At 41.5% G+C, this 18,748-nt stretch carries 18 protein-coding genes and 2 tRNA genes; 6 read left to right on the forward strand and 14 right to left on the reverse strand.

The genetic code is table 11. From position 1 onward, the window contains the following. Nucleotides 1-56 precede the first annotated feature (56 nt). Nucleotides 57-239 (reverse strand): hypothetical protein, encoded by a 183-nt coding sequence (locus tag DW173_RS24445; RefSeq protein WP_008644929.1) that lies wholly within the window; start codon nt 237-239, stop codon nt 57-59. A gap of 30 nt (nt 240-269) precedes the next feature. On the opposite strand from DW173_RS24445, the gene DW173_RS22675 reads away from it, so the two are divergent. Then, complete coding sequence (locus tag DW173_RS22675; RefSeq protein WP_004316556.1) at nt 270-1,712, forward strand: glutamate decarboxylase; 1,443 nt, start codon at nt 270-272, stop codon at nt 1,710-1,712. A gap of 9 nt (nt 1,713-1,721) precedes the next feature. Beyond that, nucleotides 1,722-2,687: a glutaminase A gene (gene glsA, locus DW173_RS22680; RefSeq protein ID WP_008026136.1), complete on the forward strand. Its 966-nt coding sequence runs from the start codon at nt 1,722-1,724 to the stop codon at nt 2,685-2,687. Between the two features lie 433 nt (nt 2,688-3,120). Here glsA and DW173_RS22685 read toward each other — a convergent pair whose 3' ends face one another. After that, the gene (locus tag DW173_RS22685) at nt 3,121-3,900 is read right to left on the reverse strand and encodes a potassium channel family protein (protein ID WP_004316558.1); all 780 of its coding nucleotides are present in this window, start codon (nt 3,898-3,900) and stop codon (nt 3,121-3,123) included. A gap of 216 nt (nt 3,901-4,116) precedes the next feature. On the opposite strand from DW173_RS22685, the gene gadC reads away from it, so the two are divergent. Next, the gene (gene gadC, locus DW173_RS22690) at nt 4,117-5,808 is read left to right on the forward strand and encodes a putative glutamine/gamma-aminobutyrate antiporter GadC (RefSeq protein ID WP_008026134.1); all 1,692 of its coding nucleotides are present in this window, start codon (nt 4,117-4,119) and stop codon (nt 5,806-5,808) included. Between the two features lie 157 nt (nt 5,809-5,965). On the opposite strand, the gene DW173_RS22695 is transcribed toward gadC, so the two are convergent. Then, nucleotides 5,966-7,228, reverse strand: a complete 1,263-nt coding sequence (locus DW173_RS22695) for a sensor histidine kinase (RefSeq protein WP_120145284.1) — start codon at nt 7,226-7,228, stop codon at nt 5,966-5,968. A 199-nt stretch (nt 7,229-7,427) separates the two neighbouring features. On the opposite strand from DW173_RS22695, the gene DW173_RS22700 reads away from it, so the two are divergent. The 3 genes from DW173_RS22700 (at nt 7,428) to DW173_RS22710 (ending at nt 9,333) form a co-directional block, all read left to right on the forward strand. Then, nucleotides 7,428-7,500, forward strand: a tRNA-Phe gene (locus tag DW173_RS22700). 13 nt (nt 7,501-7,513) lie between these two features. After that, a tRNA-Pro gene (locus DW173_RS22705) sits at nt 7,514-7,586 on the forward strand. Between the two features lie 109 nt (nt 7,587-7,695). Then, complete coding sequence (locus DW173_RS22710; protein ID WP_120145285.1) at nt 7,696-9,333, forward strand: alpha-galactosidase D; 1,638 nt, start codon at nt 7,696-7,698, stop codon at nt 9,331-9,333. Nucleotides 9,334-9,401: 68 nt separating this feature from the next. Here DW173_RS22710 and DW173_RS22715 read toward each other — a convergent pair whose 3' ends face one another. From DW173_RS22715 to DW173_RS22765, 11 genes are all read right to left on the reverse strand, one after another. Further along, nucleotides 9,402-10,208, reverse strand: coding sequence for a hypothetical protein (locus DW173_RS22715; RefSeq protein WP_008644922.1), 807 nt, complete (start codon nt 10,206-10,208; stop codon nt 9,402-9,404). Nucleotides 10,209-10,218: 10 nt separating this feature from the next. After that, complete coding sequence (locus DW173_RS22720; RefSeq protein WP_008026532.1) at nt 10,219-10,587, reverse strand: GntR family transcriptional regulator; 369 nt, start codon at nt 10,585-10,587, stop codon at nt 10,219-10,221. Nucleotides 10,588-10,598: 11 nt separating this feature from the next. Next, nucleotides 10,599-11,462, reverse strand: a complete 864-nt coding sequence (locus DW173_RS22725; protein ID WP_120145286.1) for a hypothetical protein — start codon at nt 11,460-11,462, stop codon at nt 10,599-10,601. A 6-nt stretch (nt 11,463-11,468) separates the two neighbouring features. Further along, nucleotides 11,469-12,314, reverse strand: coding sequence for an ATP-binding cassette domain-containing protein (locus DW173_RS22730; RefSeq protein ID WP_120145287.1), 846 nt, complete (start codon nt 12,312-12,314; stop codon nt 11,469-11,471). Nucleotides 12,315-12,486: 172 nt separating this feature from the next. Next, nucleotides 12,487-13,953: a tetratricopeptide repeat protein gene (locus tag DW173_RS22735; protein ID WP_199722861.1), complete on the reverse strand. Its 1,467-nt coding sequence runs from the start codon at nt 13,951-13,953 to the stop codon at nt 12,487-12,489. A gap of 21 nt (nt 13,954-13,974) precedes the next feature. Continuing rightward, on the reverse strand, nt 13,975-14,919 hold the full coding sequence (locus DW173_RS22740) for a PstS family phosphate ABC transporter substrate-binding protein (protein ID WP_044135562.1): 945 nt from the start codon (nt 14,917-14,919) through the stop codon (nt 13,975-13,977). A 3-nt stretch (nt 14,920-14,922) separates the two neighbouring features. After that, nucleotides 14,923-15,738 carry an energy transducer TonB gene (locus DW173_RS22745; protein ID WP_008026540.1) on the reverse strand — a complete coding sequence of 272 codons (816 nt, stop codon included), beginning with the start codon at nt 15,736-15,738 and terminating at the stop codon, nt 14,923-14,925. 26 nt (nt 15,739-15,764) lie between these two features. Next, nucleotides 15,765-16,418, reverse strand: coding sequence for an ExbD/TolR family protein (locus DW173_RS22750; RefSeq protein ID WP_004316569.1), 654 nt, complete (start codon nt 16,416-16,418; stop codon nt 15,765-15,767). A 15-nt stretch (nt 16,419-16,433) separates the two neighbouring features. Next, nucleotides 16,434-17,039, reverse strand: coding sequence for an ExbD/TolR family protein (locus DW173_RS22755; protein ID WP_118196767.1), 606 nt, complete (start codon nt 17,037-17,039; stop codon nt 16,434-16,436). A gap of 33 nt (nt 17,040-17,072) precedes the next feature. Continuing rightward, nucleotides 17,073-17,870, reverse strand: a complete 798-nt coding sequence (locus DW173_RS22760; protein WP_004306909.1) for a MotA/TolQ/ExbB proton channel family protein — start codon at nt 17,868-17,870, stop codon at nt 17,073-17,075. Between the two features lie 153 nt (nt 17,871-18,023). Next, nucleotides 18,024-18,464 carry a hypothetical protein gene (locus DW173_RS22765; RefSeq protein ID WP_008026543.1) on the reverse strand — a complete coding sequence of 147 codons (441 nt, stop codon included), beginning with the start codon at nt 18,462-18,464 and terminating at the stop codon, nt 18,024-18,026. Nucleotides 18,465-18,748 lie beyond the last annotated feature (284 nt).

Below are 18,748 nucleotides of genomic sequence, written 5' to 3' on the forward strand. Positions count from 1 at the left end.
AGCAAAGCTTTTCTCTTGATTTTTTAGAAAGAGGAACATTTACTGAATATCCCCATTTAGCTCATTTCAGTACAGAAATGACCAAGATTCACCTTTGTGTCCTCTGCGTCCTCCGTGGTGAATAGGCCCGTTTCAATAAGGACGTCCTCCTCCTTAATAAACGCCAAATAATGTAAAACCCGGAAACTTTCAAAACTATCTGCTGTTGTTGTGGGAAATTCGACGGGGAAAATCCCCATCGCCCTAAACCTTTAAAAAAACAAATTAGTATGGAAGATTTAAATTTCAGAAAAGGTGATGCAAAAACCGATGTATTTGGTTCAGACAGAATGTTACAACCCTCTCCGGTAGAGAAAATACCTGATGGACCTACTACTCCTGAAGTCGCCTATCAAATGGTGAAAGATGAAACATTTGCTCAAACCCAACCACGTTTGAATCTGGCTACTTTCGTGACTACTTATATGGATGAATACGCCACTAAGCTGATGAATGAGGCCATTAACATCAACTACATTGATGAAACAGAATATCCGCGTATCGCAGTGATGAACGGTAAATGTATCAACATCGTTGCCAACTTGTGGAACTCTCCTGAAAAAGATACCTGGAAAACCGGTGCTTTGGCTATCGGTTCTTCAGAAGCATGTATGTTGGGTGGTGTAGCTGCCTGGTTGCGTTGGCGCAAGAAAAGACAAGCACAGGGCAAACCGTTTGATAAACCAAACTTTGTTATTTCTACAGGTTTCCAGGTTGTTTGGGAAAAGTTTGCACAGTTGTGGCAGATTGAAATGCGTGAAGTGCCTTTGACACTCGAAAAAACCACTCTTGACCCCGAAGAAGCTTTGAAAATGTGTGATGAAAACACCATCTGTATCGTGCCTATCCAAGGTGTTACATGGACTGGACTGAATGATGACGTCGAAGCATTGGACAAAGCACTGGATGCTTACAATGCCAAGACCGGTTATGACATTCCTATCCACGTAGATGCCGCCAGTGGTGGTTTCATCCTTCCGTTCCTGTATCCGGAAAAGAAATGGGACTTCCGTTTGAAATGGGTACTTTCTATCAGCGTATCCGGCCATAAGTTTGGTTTGGTATATCCGGGACTCGGATGGGTTTGCTGGAAAGGCAAAGAATATCTGCCCGAAGAAATGTCATTCAGCGTGAATTATCTGGGTGCCAACATTACACAGGTAGGTTTGAACTTCTCCCGTCCGGCTGCACAAATCCTGGGACAATATTATCAATTCATCCGTTTAGGATTCCAAGGATACAAAGAAGTACAGTACAACTCCCTGCAAATTGCTAAATATATCCACAGCGAAATAGCCAAGATGGTTCCGTTTGTCAACTACTCTGAAGATGTTGTGAACCCATTATTCATCTGGTATCTGAAACCGGAATATGCAAAGAACGCCAAATGGACTTTGTACGATTTGCAAGACAAACTGTCTCAACACGGTTGGATGGTTCCTGCTTACACCTTGCCTTCCAAACTGGAAGATTATGTAGTGATGCGTGTCGTTGTCCGCCAGGGATTCAGCCGCGATATGGCAGATATGCTACTGGGCGACATCAACAACGCTATCGCCGAACTGGAAAAACTGGAATATCCTACCCCTACCCGTATGGCTCAAGAAAAGAATCTTCCAGTAGAAGCTAAGATGTTCAACCATGGTGGTCGTCGTAAAACCGTAAAAAAATAAGAAAGATCTATGGATAAAAAAGTAACACTCGCTCAATTGAAAGAAGTGGTACAGGAGGCATACGATCAGGTAAAGACTAATACCGGCGGCAAGAACGCCGACTATATCCCCTACCTGGCAAATGTCAACAAAGATCTCTTTGGAATCAGTGTCTGCCTGCTCAACGGGCAGACCATCCATGTGGGAGATACTGACTACCGCTTCGGTATAGAATCCGTATCCAAAGTACATACGGCTATTCTGGCACTGCGCCAATATGGTGCCAAAGAAATCCTGGACAAGATTGGAGCCGATGCAACAGGCTTACCTTTCAATTCAATTATCGCCATCTTGCTGGAGAACGACCATCCGTCTACTCCGCTGGTAAACGCCGGAGCCATCTCCGCCTGCAGCATGGTGCAGCCCATTGGCGACTCTGCCAAGAAATGGGATGCCATCGTAGGAAACGTGACCGATTTATGCGGCAGCGCCCCACAGTTGATTGATGAATTGTACAAGTCCGAATCGGATACCAACTTCAACAACCGTTCTATCGCATGGTTGCTGAAAAATTATAATCGGATTTATGATGATCCGGATATGTCATTAGACCTCTACACCCGTCAGTGCTCATTAGGAGTGACTGCATTGCAGCTTTCCATTGCAGCCGGCACAATCGCCAACGGTGGTGTAAATCCGGTGACTAAGAAAGAAGTTTTTGATGCCACGCTGGCTCCTAAAATCACTGCCATGATTGCCGCAGTAGGTTTCTATGAACATACCGGCGACTGGATGTACACTTCCGGTATTCCTGCCAAGACAGGTGTAGGCGGTGGTGTGATGGGGGTACTGCCCGGACAGTTCGGTATTGCCGCCTTTGCTCCTCCTTTGGATGGATCGGGCAACTCCGTGAAAGCGCAGTTAGCTATTCAATACATCATGAACAAGCTGGAATTAAATGTGTTTAGCAACAACCATATCACCGTTGTTGACTAAAACTCTCTCTCGATCTCTTTTATAAGTAGGTAAAGGTTACTATCTCCCGATAGTAACCTTTTTCTATTCCTCCTTATCCCATTGATTTCCCGCTTGACTCCCCACCAGTGTTTTCAATACAAACGGTATTAATTATCAAATACAACAAATTAAATTTACCCCTATGCAACTCCAGTTATTAAAATGAGTATATCAGTGTCACTATTATTCACTCGGATAAGGTGGAACTTCTTCATTTAGAGACAGCAACTAACAACTGTTTGCCTCTGTCTCTTTTCTACAAAGATAGAAAGTTATTCCACTTTTCCTCCCCTTTTCCTTCCATGCTTATAAAGAAAAGTAATAATACTATTAAGAAAAGTATTTCTAAGCTGATTTTCAACACATTACAATTTCTCTCATTCTATCTGTTTTTATCCGCCACACAAGCATATTATGTATTAACCTTCTGTACGACAGCTTTTTCTGCCGATTCCTTTTGGGCGGAAGCCTTTTTCTGTTGTTCCTCCTCTTCGTAATATTGCTTTCTACGCTTGTTGGATTGTTGAATCAGATTTGTAATATAAACCGTAAAGATAGGAAACATCATCATACCCAAGGCAGCCAGCAAAACGGAAAGCACGCGTCCGGTCACGGTCTGCGCTATAATATTCGACCCCACGGTAGTAACATCCATAAAAGCCCACCACAAGGCATCTCCATAATCATTCACCAATGGATTTACCCGATGCTCGAGCACAAAAAATGCCAGACTGGAGAAATAAACTGTTGCCAGCAACATCGTCAGATAAGAGACAAACAGGCTCGAAGCCCGGTTGTAAGTCAGCCAGCCGACCACAATAGCAAGCGCATATCCTCCTCTTAATAAAGGAATGAAACGAAGCAGGTAGGTAATCTCATCCGAAAACGTCCATCCATAATATGCGATGATATTCTGATAAGGGATAGCCACCAATAAAAAGATAAAGTGTGTCCGCAGATAGCGTCCTTTATGTTTTGCCAAAAAGAACTCCAACACAAAATCGAAAAGAAACCAAAGGCAGATACATAGCTGTACCTTCATGTAAGAAGACTGTGTATAGAACGGAATTCCCTTAAAAGTATCCACCGAGATACTGATAACCAGAAAAAGAGACATTATTAATATAATAATGTGAAGAATACCATAAATCCCCTTTTTCCCGGAAATAAAATCTGAAAACGCTGATTTCATAACTACTTAGTTTATAATAAAATGGTTCATATATAATTTAGATTGTTTAGAAACAATCGAGAAAAGTAATTGTTCCGAAACAGGTAAATCGGGGGTTGCAATATCCCGTTCCGGCGATGTTAATTAACGAACTTTGAAAGAGATTGCGGAAACATCTCGCGCAAAATGTTGTTATAACACTGACTTTAAAATATTTTTCACTTAAAACCTTAACTTATGGCAAATATTAAAAATGCAGTGAAGCTGGGTGTGTTTACCCTTGCTATCATGAATGTTACGGCAGTAGTATCCTTGCGTGGACTACCAGCCGAGGCCGTATACGGAATGAGTTCGGCCTTCTATTATCTTTTTGCAGCTATTGTCTTTCTAATCCCTACATCGCTCGTTGCAGCCGAGTTGGCAGCAATGTTTCAGGATAAGCAGGGTGGTGTATTCCGGTGGGTAGGCGAGGCCTACGGCAAGAAACTGGGATTCCTCGCCATCTGGGTGCAATGGATCGAAAGTACGATCTGGTATCCGACAGTATTGACGTTTGGTGCCGTATCTATCGCTTTCATCGGAATGAATGACGTACATGACATGTCACTGGCAAACAATAAGTATTATACGCTCGTCGTCGTACTTATCATCTATTGGCTGGCCACTTTCATCTCCCTGAAAGGTATGAGCTGGGTAGGTAAAGTAGCCAAAATCGGTGGTATGGTCGGTACCATTATCCCGGCCGGATTGTTGATTATCTTAGGAATCATTTACCTGGCAACGGGCGGACATTCCAATATGGATTTCAACAGTAGCTTCTTCCCCGACTTTACCAACTTCGATAATGTCGTTCTTGCTGCCAGTATCTTCTTGTTTTATGCCGGTATGGAAATGGGCGGTATCCACGTAAAAGACGTAGATAACCCTTCTAAAAACTATCCGAAAGCCGTATTTATTGGTGCGCTTATCACAGTGTTGATCTTCGTTTTGGGTACTTTCGCATTAGGTGTGATTATCCCTGCTAAAGACATCAACCTGACTCAAAGCCTGCTCGTCGGTTTCGACAACTATTTCAAATATATTCATGCTTCCTGGTTGTCACCAATCATTGCGGTCGCTCTTGCTTTCGGTGTATTGGCTGGTGTATTGACATGGGTTGCCGGTCCGTCCAAAGGTATATTTGCCGTAGGTAAAGCCGGTTATATGCCTCCGTTCTTCCAGAAAACAAACAAGCTGGGTGTACAAAAGAATATCTTGTTCGTACAGGGTATCGCTGTAACCGTATTAAGTTTGTTGTTTGTTGTTATGCCTTCCGTACAGAGTTTCTATCAAATTCTGTCACAGCTGACAGTTATTCTTTATCTGATTATGTACCTGTTGATGTTCTCCGGAGCTATCGCATTGCGTTATAAGATGAAGAAACTCAACCGTCCGTTCCGTATCGGTAAATCCGGCAACGGCCTGATGTGGTTTGTTGGCGGTCTTGGCTTCTGCGGATCATTACTTGCCTTTATTCTTAGCTTCATCCCGCCCAGCCAGATTTCTACCGGTAGCAACACCGTTTGGTTCTCCGTACTAATTATCGGTGCAATTATCGTTGTCGTTGCTCCGTTTATTATCTACGCTTCCAAGAAACCGTCTTGGGTAGATCCTAATTCCAATTTCGAACCGTTCCATTGGGAAGTTCAGGCTCAACCTGCCACTGCAAATGTTAGTGCAAGCAGCGTTAATGCTCCGCGTCCTGCTAATGCAACTTCTGCACACACAGGAGGAACAACTGGGGCAAGCACAGCTACCCCCGGTGCAACCGCTTCTAATGCAGCAACTTCAGGCACAGCATCCTCCGGTTCAGCTTCCTTCGGAAGTTCCTCTGCCAGCAAAGCATCTCCGGGAACCGGAGACAAAGATAAGGATGCACCTAAGTCGTAAAGACTAAACATTCATCCTGTTCATTAAGAAGTTCAAGACAATTCGAAAAGCCTTGAATTTATAAAATCACCCTCACTACAGTCAAGTGAAGCATCTCCAAAAGTCAGATTTAACACTTTTGAGATACACTTTACAACTGTAGTAAGGGCGATTTACTTTATGGTTGTGGCTTAATCAATTCCGGCTTAATCACCCTCGGCAACACAAAGCTGAAAGTAGATCCCCGGTTGACCTTCGAATCGAGTTCGAGGTTTCCACCCAGATTTTGGATAATCGTTTGCGAAAGAGTCAGCCCAAGTCCCGTTCCCTGCATTTCACGGTCGAGTTTTATGAAACGTGAGAATATCTTTTTCTGGTCTTCTTCCGGTATACCAATGCCTGTGTCGGACACAAAAAAGTAAACTTCTTCCATTCCTTCCAAACGGCACCCGAAACGGATTTCACCCGACGCAGTAAATTTCATCGCATTATGTAAGAGGTTAGACAATACCTGAATGATACGTTCTCGTTCCGAATACATCATAATAGGTTGCACATGCGCCTCACAAATCAATTCCACCGGCGAGTTATTCAATTTCGCCTTAAATATTCCATCCAATTCTCTCAACAAATCATTGGCATCAAACTCCTTATATACGAAATCTACCGTCCCGGATTCTATTTGAGAAAGATCGAAAATATCATTCACCAGGCGCAACAATCGTTCATTATTCTCTGCGAGAATATCAGCATACATTTTTCTTTCCTCTTCGCCGGAAGCCGACACCATCAAACCGGAAAATCCGACAATAGCATTGAGCGGTGTACGAACTTCGTGACTCATATTAGCAATGAAGGCAGATTTCAATTTCTCGGCAGAGATGGAATGTTCTTTTTCAATGGTCAGTAACCTTTGCACATTTTTCAGTTCTGTCACATCATAAACAGTCAACACCATATAATCTTGGCCATGAATATTCAAATAAGTACCCGATACTGATACATCGCAAGGAGTCACTGTCATTTCATCCTCACTCAACAACTTCATCGAAGCTTCCAGATTCTTAAAACTTGCTTTCTTATAAAAAGCCTTACCGATAGACGCACGAATACAACATAGTTTACACTGTTCGTGCTGACCACATTCACCGGCTGCTATCGCGTTTCTACAATGCAACAAATCCCCCACTCTTTTTGTAACTCCACCTACCTGAACAGGCAGACGGTTCAAAGAATAATAATTGGTGTCACAGACTACAAAATCCTTGTCAATCAATAAGAAGTAGGCATTGATGTTCTGCAAAACCAAAGCCAACTTCTTAAGTTCATTCTCTTTATTTTCTTTCGAATGTACCTCTTTTTGAAGTGACTGGCACTTTGCCCACACATAAATGAGGGTAGCTGATAGAACTACTACAATAATAATTGCCAGTGATGACATAGGATTAGAGTGTTTATAATGTTTTGATAGTTTCAGTGCGTAAATTTATAAAATATGTTGCATAAATAGTGAGTTATCTACATATTTATTCTAACAAAAATTCATTAATATTTTCATCGGTCAGAATTTGGCGAAATTTTCCCGCGAAGTTATTGCGGTATTAAAAAATATACTTATCTTTGCACCCGCAAACGAGAAAGGTGCCATAGCTCAGTTGGTAGAGCAAAGGACTGAAAATCCTTGTGTCCCCGGTTCGATTCCTGGTGGCACCACTTCTTAAGCAATCGGAATGTAGCGCAGTTGGTAGCGCACTACGTTCGGGACGTAGGGGTCGGGCGTTCGAGTCGCCTCATTCCGACAAGATAAAGGGTAGCTTTCTGGATTACAGTAAGTTACCCTTTAATTTTATTTAGTCGCCGGGACGAAATCGGGACGGCTATGCAAAAAAAACACCAACCTATTATATCATGAGAAACAGGATTTATCTCTTTACAGTAGCAGTAGCTTCTTTTATGTGCATCAGTTGTACAAAGACTCAAACCACTCTTTCGGAAAATGAAAAGGCAGTCAATCCTCCTATCATGGGATGGAGTTCATGGAATGCGTTTCGTGTAGACATCAGTGAAGACATTATCAAACACCAGGCTGACCTAATGGTCGAAAAAGGTCTGAAAGATGTCGGATATCATTATGTCAATGTTGATGATGGCTATTTCGGAAAACGTGACGACAACGGAATAATGCTTGCAAATGAAAAACGGTTTCCGAACGGCATGAAACCGGTGGCGGATCATATTCACAGCCTGGGAATGAAAGCCGGCCTTTATACCGATGCGGGTAATAGTACGTGCGGTTCCATGTGGGACAATGACACTGCAGGTATAGGAGCTGGTATCTACGGGCATGAACCACAAGACGCCCAATTATACTTTGGCGACTGGGGTTTCGACTTTATCAAAATTGACTATTGCGGAGGAGATGCGCTGGGACTTAATGAAAAGGAACGCTACACTTCAATCCGGAACAGTATAGACAAAGTGAACAAAGATGCTTCCATCAATATCTGCCGATGGGCCTTCCCGGGCACTTGGGCCAAAGACGCAGCAACCTCCTGGCGTATCAGCGGTGATATTAACGCACATTGGGGCTCATTAAGATATGTAGTCGGCAAGAATCTTTACCTGTCTGCCTATGCCGGCAACGGACATTACAATGACATGGACATGATGGTTATCGGATTCCGTAACGACAGCAAAGTGGGCGGCCAAGGTCTTACCCCGACAGAAGAAGAAGCTCATTTCGGTTTATGGTGTATCATGAGCTCTCCTTTGCTTATCGGATGTAACCTGGAAAACATACCGGAGTCTTCTCTCGAACTGCTGAAAAACAAAGAATTGATTGCCCTCAACCAAGACCCGCTGGGTTTGCAAGCATACGTAGCGCAACATGAAAATGAAGGTTATGTACTCGTGAAAGATATTGAACAGAAACGTGGAAACGTACGTGCTGTGGCTCTCTACAATCCTTCCGATACCGTATGCAGTTTCTCCGTCCCGTTCTCTTCATTGGAATTTGGAGGAAATGTAAAAGTACGTGATCTCGTAAAACATAAAGATTTAGGCAGCTTCTCCGGCACATTCGAACAAACGCTTCCGGCACACAGTGCCATGTTCCTCCGCATGGAAGGCGAAACACGTCTGGAACCGACTCTGTACGAAGCAGAATGGGCTTACTTGCCTCTTTTCAACGACCTAGGTAAAAATCCTAAAGGTATTCTTTATGCCAATGACAAAGAAGCTTCCGGCAAAATGAAAGTAGGTTTCCTGGGTGGACAACCGGAAAATTATGCCGAATGGAAGGAAGTGTATAGCGGAGATGGCGGACGCTACAACATGACTATCCATTACTCATACGGTAAAGGACGCCAAATAGAACTGGATGTCAACGGCATTATTACCAAAATAGATTCTTTGGGAGAGGATAATAACCATAACAAAATCACAGTTCCCGTTGAACTAAAAGCAGGATATAACACCATTCACATGGGTAATAGTTACAACTGGGCACCGGATATCGATTGCTTCACTCTGACAAAAGCATTGTAATAACCATATAAAAAAGGAGTAAAATATGATAAATACATCTTTACTCCTTTTTTAATCTATATGCCAGTTTATTCTATCATCGTCACACAGGCTTTTTCGGTCAAAGTTACCTGTAATTTGGCATCATCCTTTTCAGGAATCCAAAACATACGTTTGCACTCTCCTTTTTGAAGTTTCACATTCCCATTGTGACCTGTCAAGTATTCCGTATCAATCCGGCATTCTTGCACATTTACAGACCAATTATCCATCATATTCAGATTCAAATGCAGATTATTGATCTTACCACTCTGAAATTCCACATTCCTGCCACTCCTGGCAACATGCAAAGCTCTAAAATCGCACGAATCCACTTGCATAGAATTAGAAGTATTAATGGAAAGAGAATCCTTTGTCAAATTTTTAAGAACAATCTTTTGCATATAAATATCATTTACAACACATTCCACTTCTTGCGTCAGATTCAGTTGCATGTCTCCCGTTATCATCGCCACATATCTGGATTCCTTTAACTCTTGCAGGAGTTTATCCAGCGGATAGTCCAAAAGAATTTTCAACGTATCCCCCATGACGGTCATTTTCAGATAGTCATTTACTTTCTGCGAACAGGAAAATTCATTTTTCTCTCCTTTTGAAGGCAGCACTCGCAAAAAAGAATTTGCCAGCCAGACACTACATTCTTCTGTATTCATCTCCGTTTGAGCAAGCCATATTACCCGGCAAGCCGGGATTTCTTTGGTTAGCTGCTCTCCTTGCAGATTTATTTGATTGGAAAAATGCGGCCTCCCCAGACAATACATCACAAACATTCCGCCTACCAGCACACAAAGTCCGGCTACAAAAAGCCCAATTAATATATAAGTTGTACGTTTCATAATATTTGTTTTACTTTTCTTTTTTACAAAATTCCCGGTACATATCAGTTATCTCTTTGATAGGAATATCCAGTGTCTTAATCTGCTTGAAAAAATAATCCAGTTCTTCTTTCAAAAAAGTATTCTTCCGCAAAGAATGAATCAGTTCCCTTGCACCGGTAGAGACAAAATAACCAATGCCGCGTTTATTATAAATAATATTCTGTGACTGGAGATAATCAAATGAGCGCATCACTGTATTGGCATTTACTTCCACAATAGCGGCATATTCTCTGACAGAAGGGATGCGTTCCTCTTCCCCAAATTGCCCCAGAAGTATCTCATCACAGATCCTATCAGCGATCTGCAGATAAATAGCTTTACTTTCTTTAAAATTCATAGGCTAGAGTATTACATACGTTGAATAATCTCGGACTCCTTAAAACGGAAAAAGGCAAGTACCCAATTAACCAATGCAAAAAACATAAAGGCTATGGTTCCCAGGGTGAAAACTTGTTGCTCCGTGAAAGAAGAAAAAATATAGCCGTAATCTTTATTGTTGTTTCCATGAAATAGCATATTACCCGTCAACATTCCCATCAATACATAAATCAGAACAATGATTGTAACCGAAACAAAAGTTTTAAGAAAAGAGTTCTTCGGCCAAACAGAACTACCTAATACGAACAATGACTGCACAAAGCAATATATAGAAAGGACTAATATCAACTGATACGTTTCATTGAATAAAAACCACCGTTTCCCGCTACCGACTAAATCTCCCAGATTGACAGGGAGTATCACCTCTTTTACCTCCGGATAGATAAGCGAATAAACCATTACTCTTGTATAATCAGCCAATTTAAAAGCAATCAAAAAAACAACTAAAAATACGATAGTTGATACCAGCCAACGGGAAAAAAACTTCTCGAAAGGAGTGGACGGTGTCATTAATGTGGATAGCCGACTAGTCTTATTCTTCATCTTCTCCATCACCAGCGATGCACTTAAGCACCCGAAAACAAATAGAAACCACAAAAAAGCCATCAATATAAATCCCCATGCAGGATCGGCATTTGCATTTGCATTTGTATGACGAATAAAATAAGCAGAATCGTGATACCTGTATTGAAAATATCCGTTCCAAACCAATACCACTGCCATCACTCCATACATCAACACCATACGAAGCACATTCGATCTCCAATTCTCTACCATCTCCTTACGGCAAAGATTCATAAAACGAGGCAAACTGAAAAAAGTATCTTTTATCATCGTCTTTTATTTTTGAGTGTGAAACAATCGGGCTATCTCTTCAGGAGCAGCCAACGTAGCATTAAAAAGAAGTTCCAAGTTTAATTCCGATTCTTCCTGTTCTTCGTTAGGAAGTATCAGGTAATTCCCCTGGATAGTAGGAATTGCGAAAAGAGCATTTTTCGCCAATTCCCGATTGTCACTCTCCACAAAGAAAAGTTTGTCGCAAATATTACTTGTAGATTCATCCAGCAACACACGGCTGTCATCCATAATCAATACATGGTCGAGCACCTTATCAATGTCACGAACCTGATGCGTAGAAATTACAATCGTCTTATCATCCGACATGCCCGATGCGATAAACTTACGGAACTGACTTTTACCGGGAATATCCAGTCCGTTGGTCGGCTCGTCCATCAACAAAAGAGAAGTATTTGTAGCAAGCGCAAAGCTCATGAATACTTTCTTTTTCTGTCCCATAGAAAGTGATCCGAGATCAATATCTATATCCATTTCAAAATAATGGAGATATTTAATCATCTCCTCCTTGCTGAAACGGGGATAAAAAGGACTGTTCAACTCCACATAGCTAACCAGAGAGACTGAAGGTAATTCAAACTCTTCAGGAACTAAAAACATATCCTGCAAAGTAACCGGTAACCGACGGCGCACATCTGTATTGTGAAACACCACTTTGCCGTTTTTAGGAGTCAATAACCCGGACATCAGATAGAGAAGAGTAGACTTTCCCGCGCCATTCTTTCCCAACAGTCCATATACCCTGCCGGACTCGAACGAAAGCGAAAAATCATGTAATACCGCACGCTTCGATTTACGATAAGTAAATGAAAGATTTTCTACTGTAATCATAGCATTTCTGTTTAATGAACAATGTTTCTTAGTGTATTAGTGTAATAGTACACCGCAAATGTAGACAATCTTTTGAATATTCCAATAGAAAAGGAGAAAAAAGTGCAAAAAAAAGGAGGAGCTAAGATCACTCTCCACTCCTCCTGTCACGACAAACAACTAAAATTATTCACTATTTGATGCCGTCCAATGCCCTTTTAGCAGTAGCATTAGCGGGGTCTATAGCCAGAATTTTATTCCAGTATTCTATGGATTTATCTTTATTAGCCTTTGCTTCGGCCTTCAATGCCGGATTCTCGATCGCTAACAAATAGTAATATCCAAGATAACTGTAACATTCAACCAAAGCTGAATTGTAATGAGGATCGTTTTTGCTTTCCAATAAAGCAGCCACTTCCTCATAGAAAGGTTTCGCAAGCCCTTGAGTGGTTTCAGGGTCCAGTGCTGAATTGGCACGAGCTCTCCAGAAGTTACCCAAGTAGCTGTCCGGTGCCGCTTCCGCAATTGCATGGAAAACAGAATCGGCGGACATCAACGCCTGCTTGCGTTCTTCAACAGTGATTGTCAATGAATCAGGTTGCATACCAGCACCGTAATAAAGTCTACCAACCTGAAACTGTAAGTCCGGAGTCTGTTTTTCTTTATCAAGGGATGCATAATATTTCTGGTAAGCACTGATTGCTTTTTTATAATCATTCTTCTGTTCGTAAGCAGAAGAGATATTTTTATATAAATCCGTCTTAGTCGGATCCATCTTTACCGCTTTCTCATATTGTATTACTGCATCATCATATTTTTTCAGACTTTCCAGCAAGTGTCCATAATACATATAATCCAAATAAGAATAATCGGCTTTTTCACATTCATTGAAGAAGATGTCCGCTGCCTTTATCGCTTCATCAAAACGCTTCAAGTCAGTATAGTTATACATTGCCAAACGGTTGAACGCAGCATGATGGGCATTCTTTTGCAATCCCATATTAGCCACTTCGAGCGATTTCTCAAAATCATGGTTTAAAAATAAAGCAAACGCATACTTCACCAAATCTTCTTCCGTAGCAGTAGGCCCCATTGCAAAATTCGCATAAGCTTCTGCCGCTTTACTAAAATCATTTTTTAAATAATAAATCTCGGCTAGTTTTTTGTCTACGGCTGTGTTGGACGGTTCCAGGGCTTTCAATTGGTTCAGCTTTTCAATAGCAAGACTTGCATTGGCTGATTTATAAACATCTGCATATTTCAGATAAGCTTCCGTGCATTTCGGATCGAAATAAATCGCTTCTTCATATTTTTGGGAAGCGAGACCCGCATTTTTCTGTTTCATGGCGATATTTCCCTCCAATACAGAAGCAAGGGCTGATTTACCATTCGCTTTTCTGGCAAGAGTTGCATATTCTTGCGCTTCGGGAAGTTTATCAGCATCCAAATACGCATTTCCGATAGCTACCAAAAGTTCCACATTCTTTTTATTCTTTCCTTTAATCAGATGCTCGGCTTCTTCAGCAGCCTGTGCCGGATTCGTCTGAATAGTTCCTTTCAATTTTGCAACTTCCGCCTGCCATTCGGCACCGGTTGATTGCGCACAGAGCGACCCTACTGCTATAAACGCTCCAGCTAAAAACATTTGTACTCGTTTCATGATAGTCTCTAATTTTAGTTATTATTCGTCTTTCACGTGGACAATACGCACCGGCTGTGTAGCCGGAACAAGTCCGGATTTTAATATAATCCGCTGCCCCTTGTCGGATGTCATAAAAGAAGCAAATCCCCAGGGCAGCCCACTGCGAGGATCGTTCAGTAATGCATAGATGGATCGTGCCAGCGGATAATTACCATAGAACAGATAGGCCTGATAAGGCTTATAGCTGTTCGCAGGAGTTGCCACATCTTCAGCACTGACTGCCATCACTCTGATCTCTTCACGAAAAGAAAGATTGGTCGTATCACTGCGGTTCCCCAGCCAGTTTACTCCAATAACTCCCATGGCATCAGGATTCTTCACTACATAGTCTATCACCTGCTGGTTGGTTTTCAAGGCACTGACGTTACCTTCAGCCAACGGTTTTCCACCACAGATTGAGTCCATTGCAAAACGTACGGTACTGGAATTCTTATTATCGAACACCACCTGAATCCCTTTCAAGCGAGAATCCGGATTTACCTCTTTCCAGTTTTTCACCTCACCGGTGAGGATGCGACGGAAATCACGTACACTCAACAAAGAATCCGGATTAGCACGATTCACGATCAATGCCAGACCATCCGTAGCCAATTTTATCTCGCGAGGGAAAAATTTACGGCTGTGGAATGAATTCATTTCTTCCTTAGTCAGTGTCCGGGTTGTAATAGCCAACCGGACACTGTCTTTCAGAAGTAAATTAATCGCTTCCACTTCAGTTGTGTAGCGAGGAACAATCCCGGCCAAAGGGTAAAGGTTTTCAAACACCTCTATCTCTTCTTGTATGATAGGTTCGAAACTCTCATCCGCTGCAATAGATACCACACCGGAAGAATAAGTATCCGTCGGCCCTTTCGATTTTGAGTTACAAGCACTCAACACCACCAACGCTACGAGTCCTATCAGCCTAAATTGTCTCTTCATCATCTTTTATTGTAATCTAAACATTACCGGAACGGTGAATTTCACACGTACCGCTTTTCCATTCTGTTTACCAGGGAGCCATTTCGGCATACTTTTTACCACACGCACAGCTTCCTTATCCAGATAAGGGTCTACGCCACGAGCCACACGCACATCAGTGATAGAACCATCACGTTCCACAACGAACTGTATAATAACGCGACCTTGTGTTCCATTCTCCTGTGCAATAGTCGGATATTTGATATTCTTACCCAAGTAAGCCATCAATTCCTGTTGACCACCGGGGAAAGTCGGCATCTGTTCGACCATATCGAAAACCTTTTCCGGTTCCGGTGCAGCCTGTGTCACCACCTGCTTAAGGTCAGCAATATCTTTACCATTCGCCTCGTCGTTACCTTTTACGTCGGCAATAGAGATGGATACTTTAGTAGCATTCAAATCCTCCTGGCTCTTGATCTCATTATCTTCATGCACCTCTTCATCTTTCTTGATGACAGGAGCAGTAAACTTGATAGAACTCTTCAAAGCAGGGGGAGGAGGCGCCACCGGTTCAACCCGTTTCATCTCTTCCTGTTTGATTTCCGGTTCTGCCAATTTCGACAAGGTAGTCACCTCTGTCATCACTTCTTTCTGCTCCGGAGTTGCCAACTTAAGCAGTGTAGGGATGCTAAATCCGACTGCCGCTATGATTACCACAATCAACATGGCGACATTGTGCCGCTTTGTTGAATTGGCACGCATTCTATATGCTCCGTATGCCTGGTTCTTGCCTTCAAAAATCAGTTGACACCATTCCGAAGAAGCTAAATCTAATTTTGCCATTTTACTTTTCTTTTTTGGGTGTTACATCAATTATCGGCTAAGTTCTGTGACAATCCACCTTTCGCATCGAAATTCTTGATTAAGAATTCATCAGCTTCCGCAATGTCTGTTATCACATATTTACCAATATTACATATCTGCATTTCGTCCAGCGCGTCAATCAGATTCATATAAGAAGCGTCATCCGTAGCTTTAATAATTACGGTCGGGGTATCCTTTCCGCTCTTTATCTCGGAAACCTGCTTCTTAAATTCGTCATCCGTTATCTTAAGATCCAATTTCTGTTGTTTCAATTCTCTTACTTTATTGACAGCAACAGCATTTTTCTGAAGAAGTACGGCACGCAGTCCATTTGCACCGTAGCTAGTTTCTTTCAACGAGGTATAGTCCTTATAATTAGGTTCTCCCTCATAATAATAGAGTTTATTATCAGGCCCCAGCAATAGTGTAATTGCCTGTGAAGCCTTCACCATACTCTTCTGATTTTCAGTAATATCTTTGTCATTACTCGGCATGCTTATTTCCATCGTCTGAGGTTTGCTCAGTGTGGTACAAAGCATAAAGAAAGTAATCAGCAACATGTTCATGTCCACCATCGGTGTAAAGTCCACCCGGACAGTTATCTTTTTTTGCTTGCTCTTTCCTCTTTTTCCGCCGCTCTCTTGTACTTCAGCACTCATTGTATTTCCTCCTTTTTAGTTTTCAGATTCTGTTTTGAGAGAAGTAATCAGATTGTACCGATTTTCCCGCAAATCCTGAAGTGAGTTCATAACGTTCTTTATCACTGAGTATGGAGTCGTAGCGTCTGCCTTGATGGCAATACGTAGATCAGCGTTAGCAGTACGTGCATTACGTACCCACGATTTAAACTGATTATCAACACTATCGCATGGAATACCTTCATTCTTAAGGATCTTATCCCGTTGATCTTCAGGGAGATCAAGATATTTCTGCATACTTCTGATAGGCACTCCAAAAGTAGAAGACAACATAAATCTCTTCTCTTGTTCCGGAGTAAACTTAATGCCATACTCTTCACCCATGCTCTCCAAGACAGCCTGCATATCCTGCTGCTTGTCGAGGCTCATAAATATTTTTCCTTCCGGATCAACCAAAATCTGGAGTACATTAGTCTCCGGAATCTTGATTTCCGATACAGAAGCCGGAGTGGTAACTTGCACTGGTTCCTTCTTCACAAATGTTGATGTCAACATAAAGAAAGTCAGAAGCAATACAGTAACGTCACTCATAGCGGTCATATCTATGAACGTACTTTTCTTTTTAATTTGCGCTCTACCCATGATTAATAATAGATTTTATAAGGGTTCGCAGAATTAGTGAGTAGCAGCAAAAGTTTGCACGATAGAGAATCCGACTTCGTCGAGTCCGTAAGTCAATTTATCGATTTTGTTAGTGTAATAGTTGTAAGAGATAACAGCCAATGCACCAGTCAAGATACCGAAAGCAGTGTTAATCAAAGCTTCAGAGATACCTTGTGACAAAGCCATAGAGTCAGCACCACCACCAGCAGACAAAGCAGCAAATGAACGGATCATACCGATTACAGTACCGAGCAATCCCATCAATGTACCCAGAGTGGTGATGGTAGCGATGATCGGAAGATTTTGTTGCATCATCGGCATTTCCAAAGCAGTAGCTTCTTCAAGTTCTTTCTGGATAGCCAACAGCTTCTGTTCTTTAGGAAGAGATGTGTTCTTTTCCATTTCTTCATACTTACGCAAAGTAGAAGTTACTACGTTAGCAACAGATCCACGTTGTTTGTCACAGATTTCCTGTGCTTTCTTCATGTCGCCGGCAGCTAAAGCGTCTTTGATGTTAGCTACAAACTTAGACAATGAACCTTTACCGAAAGCAGAACGAAGAGCGAAATAACGTTCGATGCTCAAAGCAAGTACGGTTAACAACAATGTCTGGATAATAGGCACGATGATACCACCTTTGTAAATAGTACCCAACATGTTCAACGGGTGATTGTTCGGGTCATTGTTCATAAAGTTGGACGGGTTACCTAATAGGAATTGGAAGATACATACAGCTATTACTAAACAGCAGATGATTACGATACCGGCATTTTTTATACCTACAACCTGAGTTTTTTTAGTAGTTTCCATAATAAGTTTTTTGTTAAGAAATTAATTTTAGTTATTTAGGAAGTAAAAATTTCGATTAGGCACACTGCGCTACAGACCCTGCAACTTTTAAAAGGAAAAAGTCACACAGTTCATACAGAGTACGAAAAAAAACGGATAATAGGGGGAAATAAACTAAATAAGGATATGTCTTAGAGCGAACACATAGTAATCGCTACACGTAATGGAGTAATGTGGATCCTTATCCGAATAAAAAGATTTACTTTGATCTAATACTAAAGAATTCTCTCTTAACACGAGAAACTTATGCATAACGTCTTTCAAGGAGTCATTGATTTCAATGATTCTACGCAGGCGATAATTATTAGAGTTTGATTCAGTTACTAATTTAAATCCTAATTCTACATCAGAAATAGTTAATGACTGCGAGTTATCATAACTAACCGACTGATTATCTACAGAAGAATTACGATTAACATCAGAAGACGATTCTGACAGTTGACAAGAAGCTTCACAGTTTGAAGCATAAGCCGAAAAATTCATAGCATTTCCACCCATGCTAAAAGATAGCATCAGCAGAACAAAAGCTAATATGAATTTCGGCGAAAGTTTCATTGTATTTTTAGTTGTTTAAATCGTTCGTTACAGATTCGGCGACAAATGTAGCAATAAAATGTACACGAGTATCATTGTTCACATCATTTAAGCATAAAAATTTGTCTCTACTATAAGAACAAGTTCTAAAGTGTTTTGTTCTAGGGAACATCATTTTAATTTGTTAAAAAAAGCATCTCTATTGAACAAACTATTATGAGGTTTGTATCTGCTAAAAAGGGCGGTATAAATGGCTCACCCGATAATCATTGGGGGTATGCATAAATCTTAGCCAGTCTAAAGAG

It is taken from the genome of Bacteroides sp. AM16-13, from assembly GCF_003602705.1.
Lineage (GTDB): Bacteria > Bacteroidota > Bacteroidia > Bacteroidales > Bacteroidaceae > Bacteroides > Bacteroides xylanisolvens.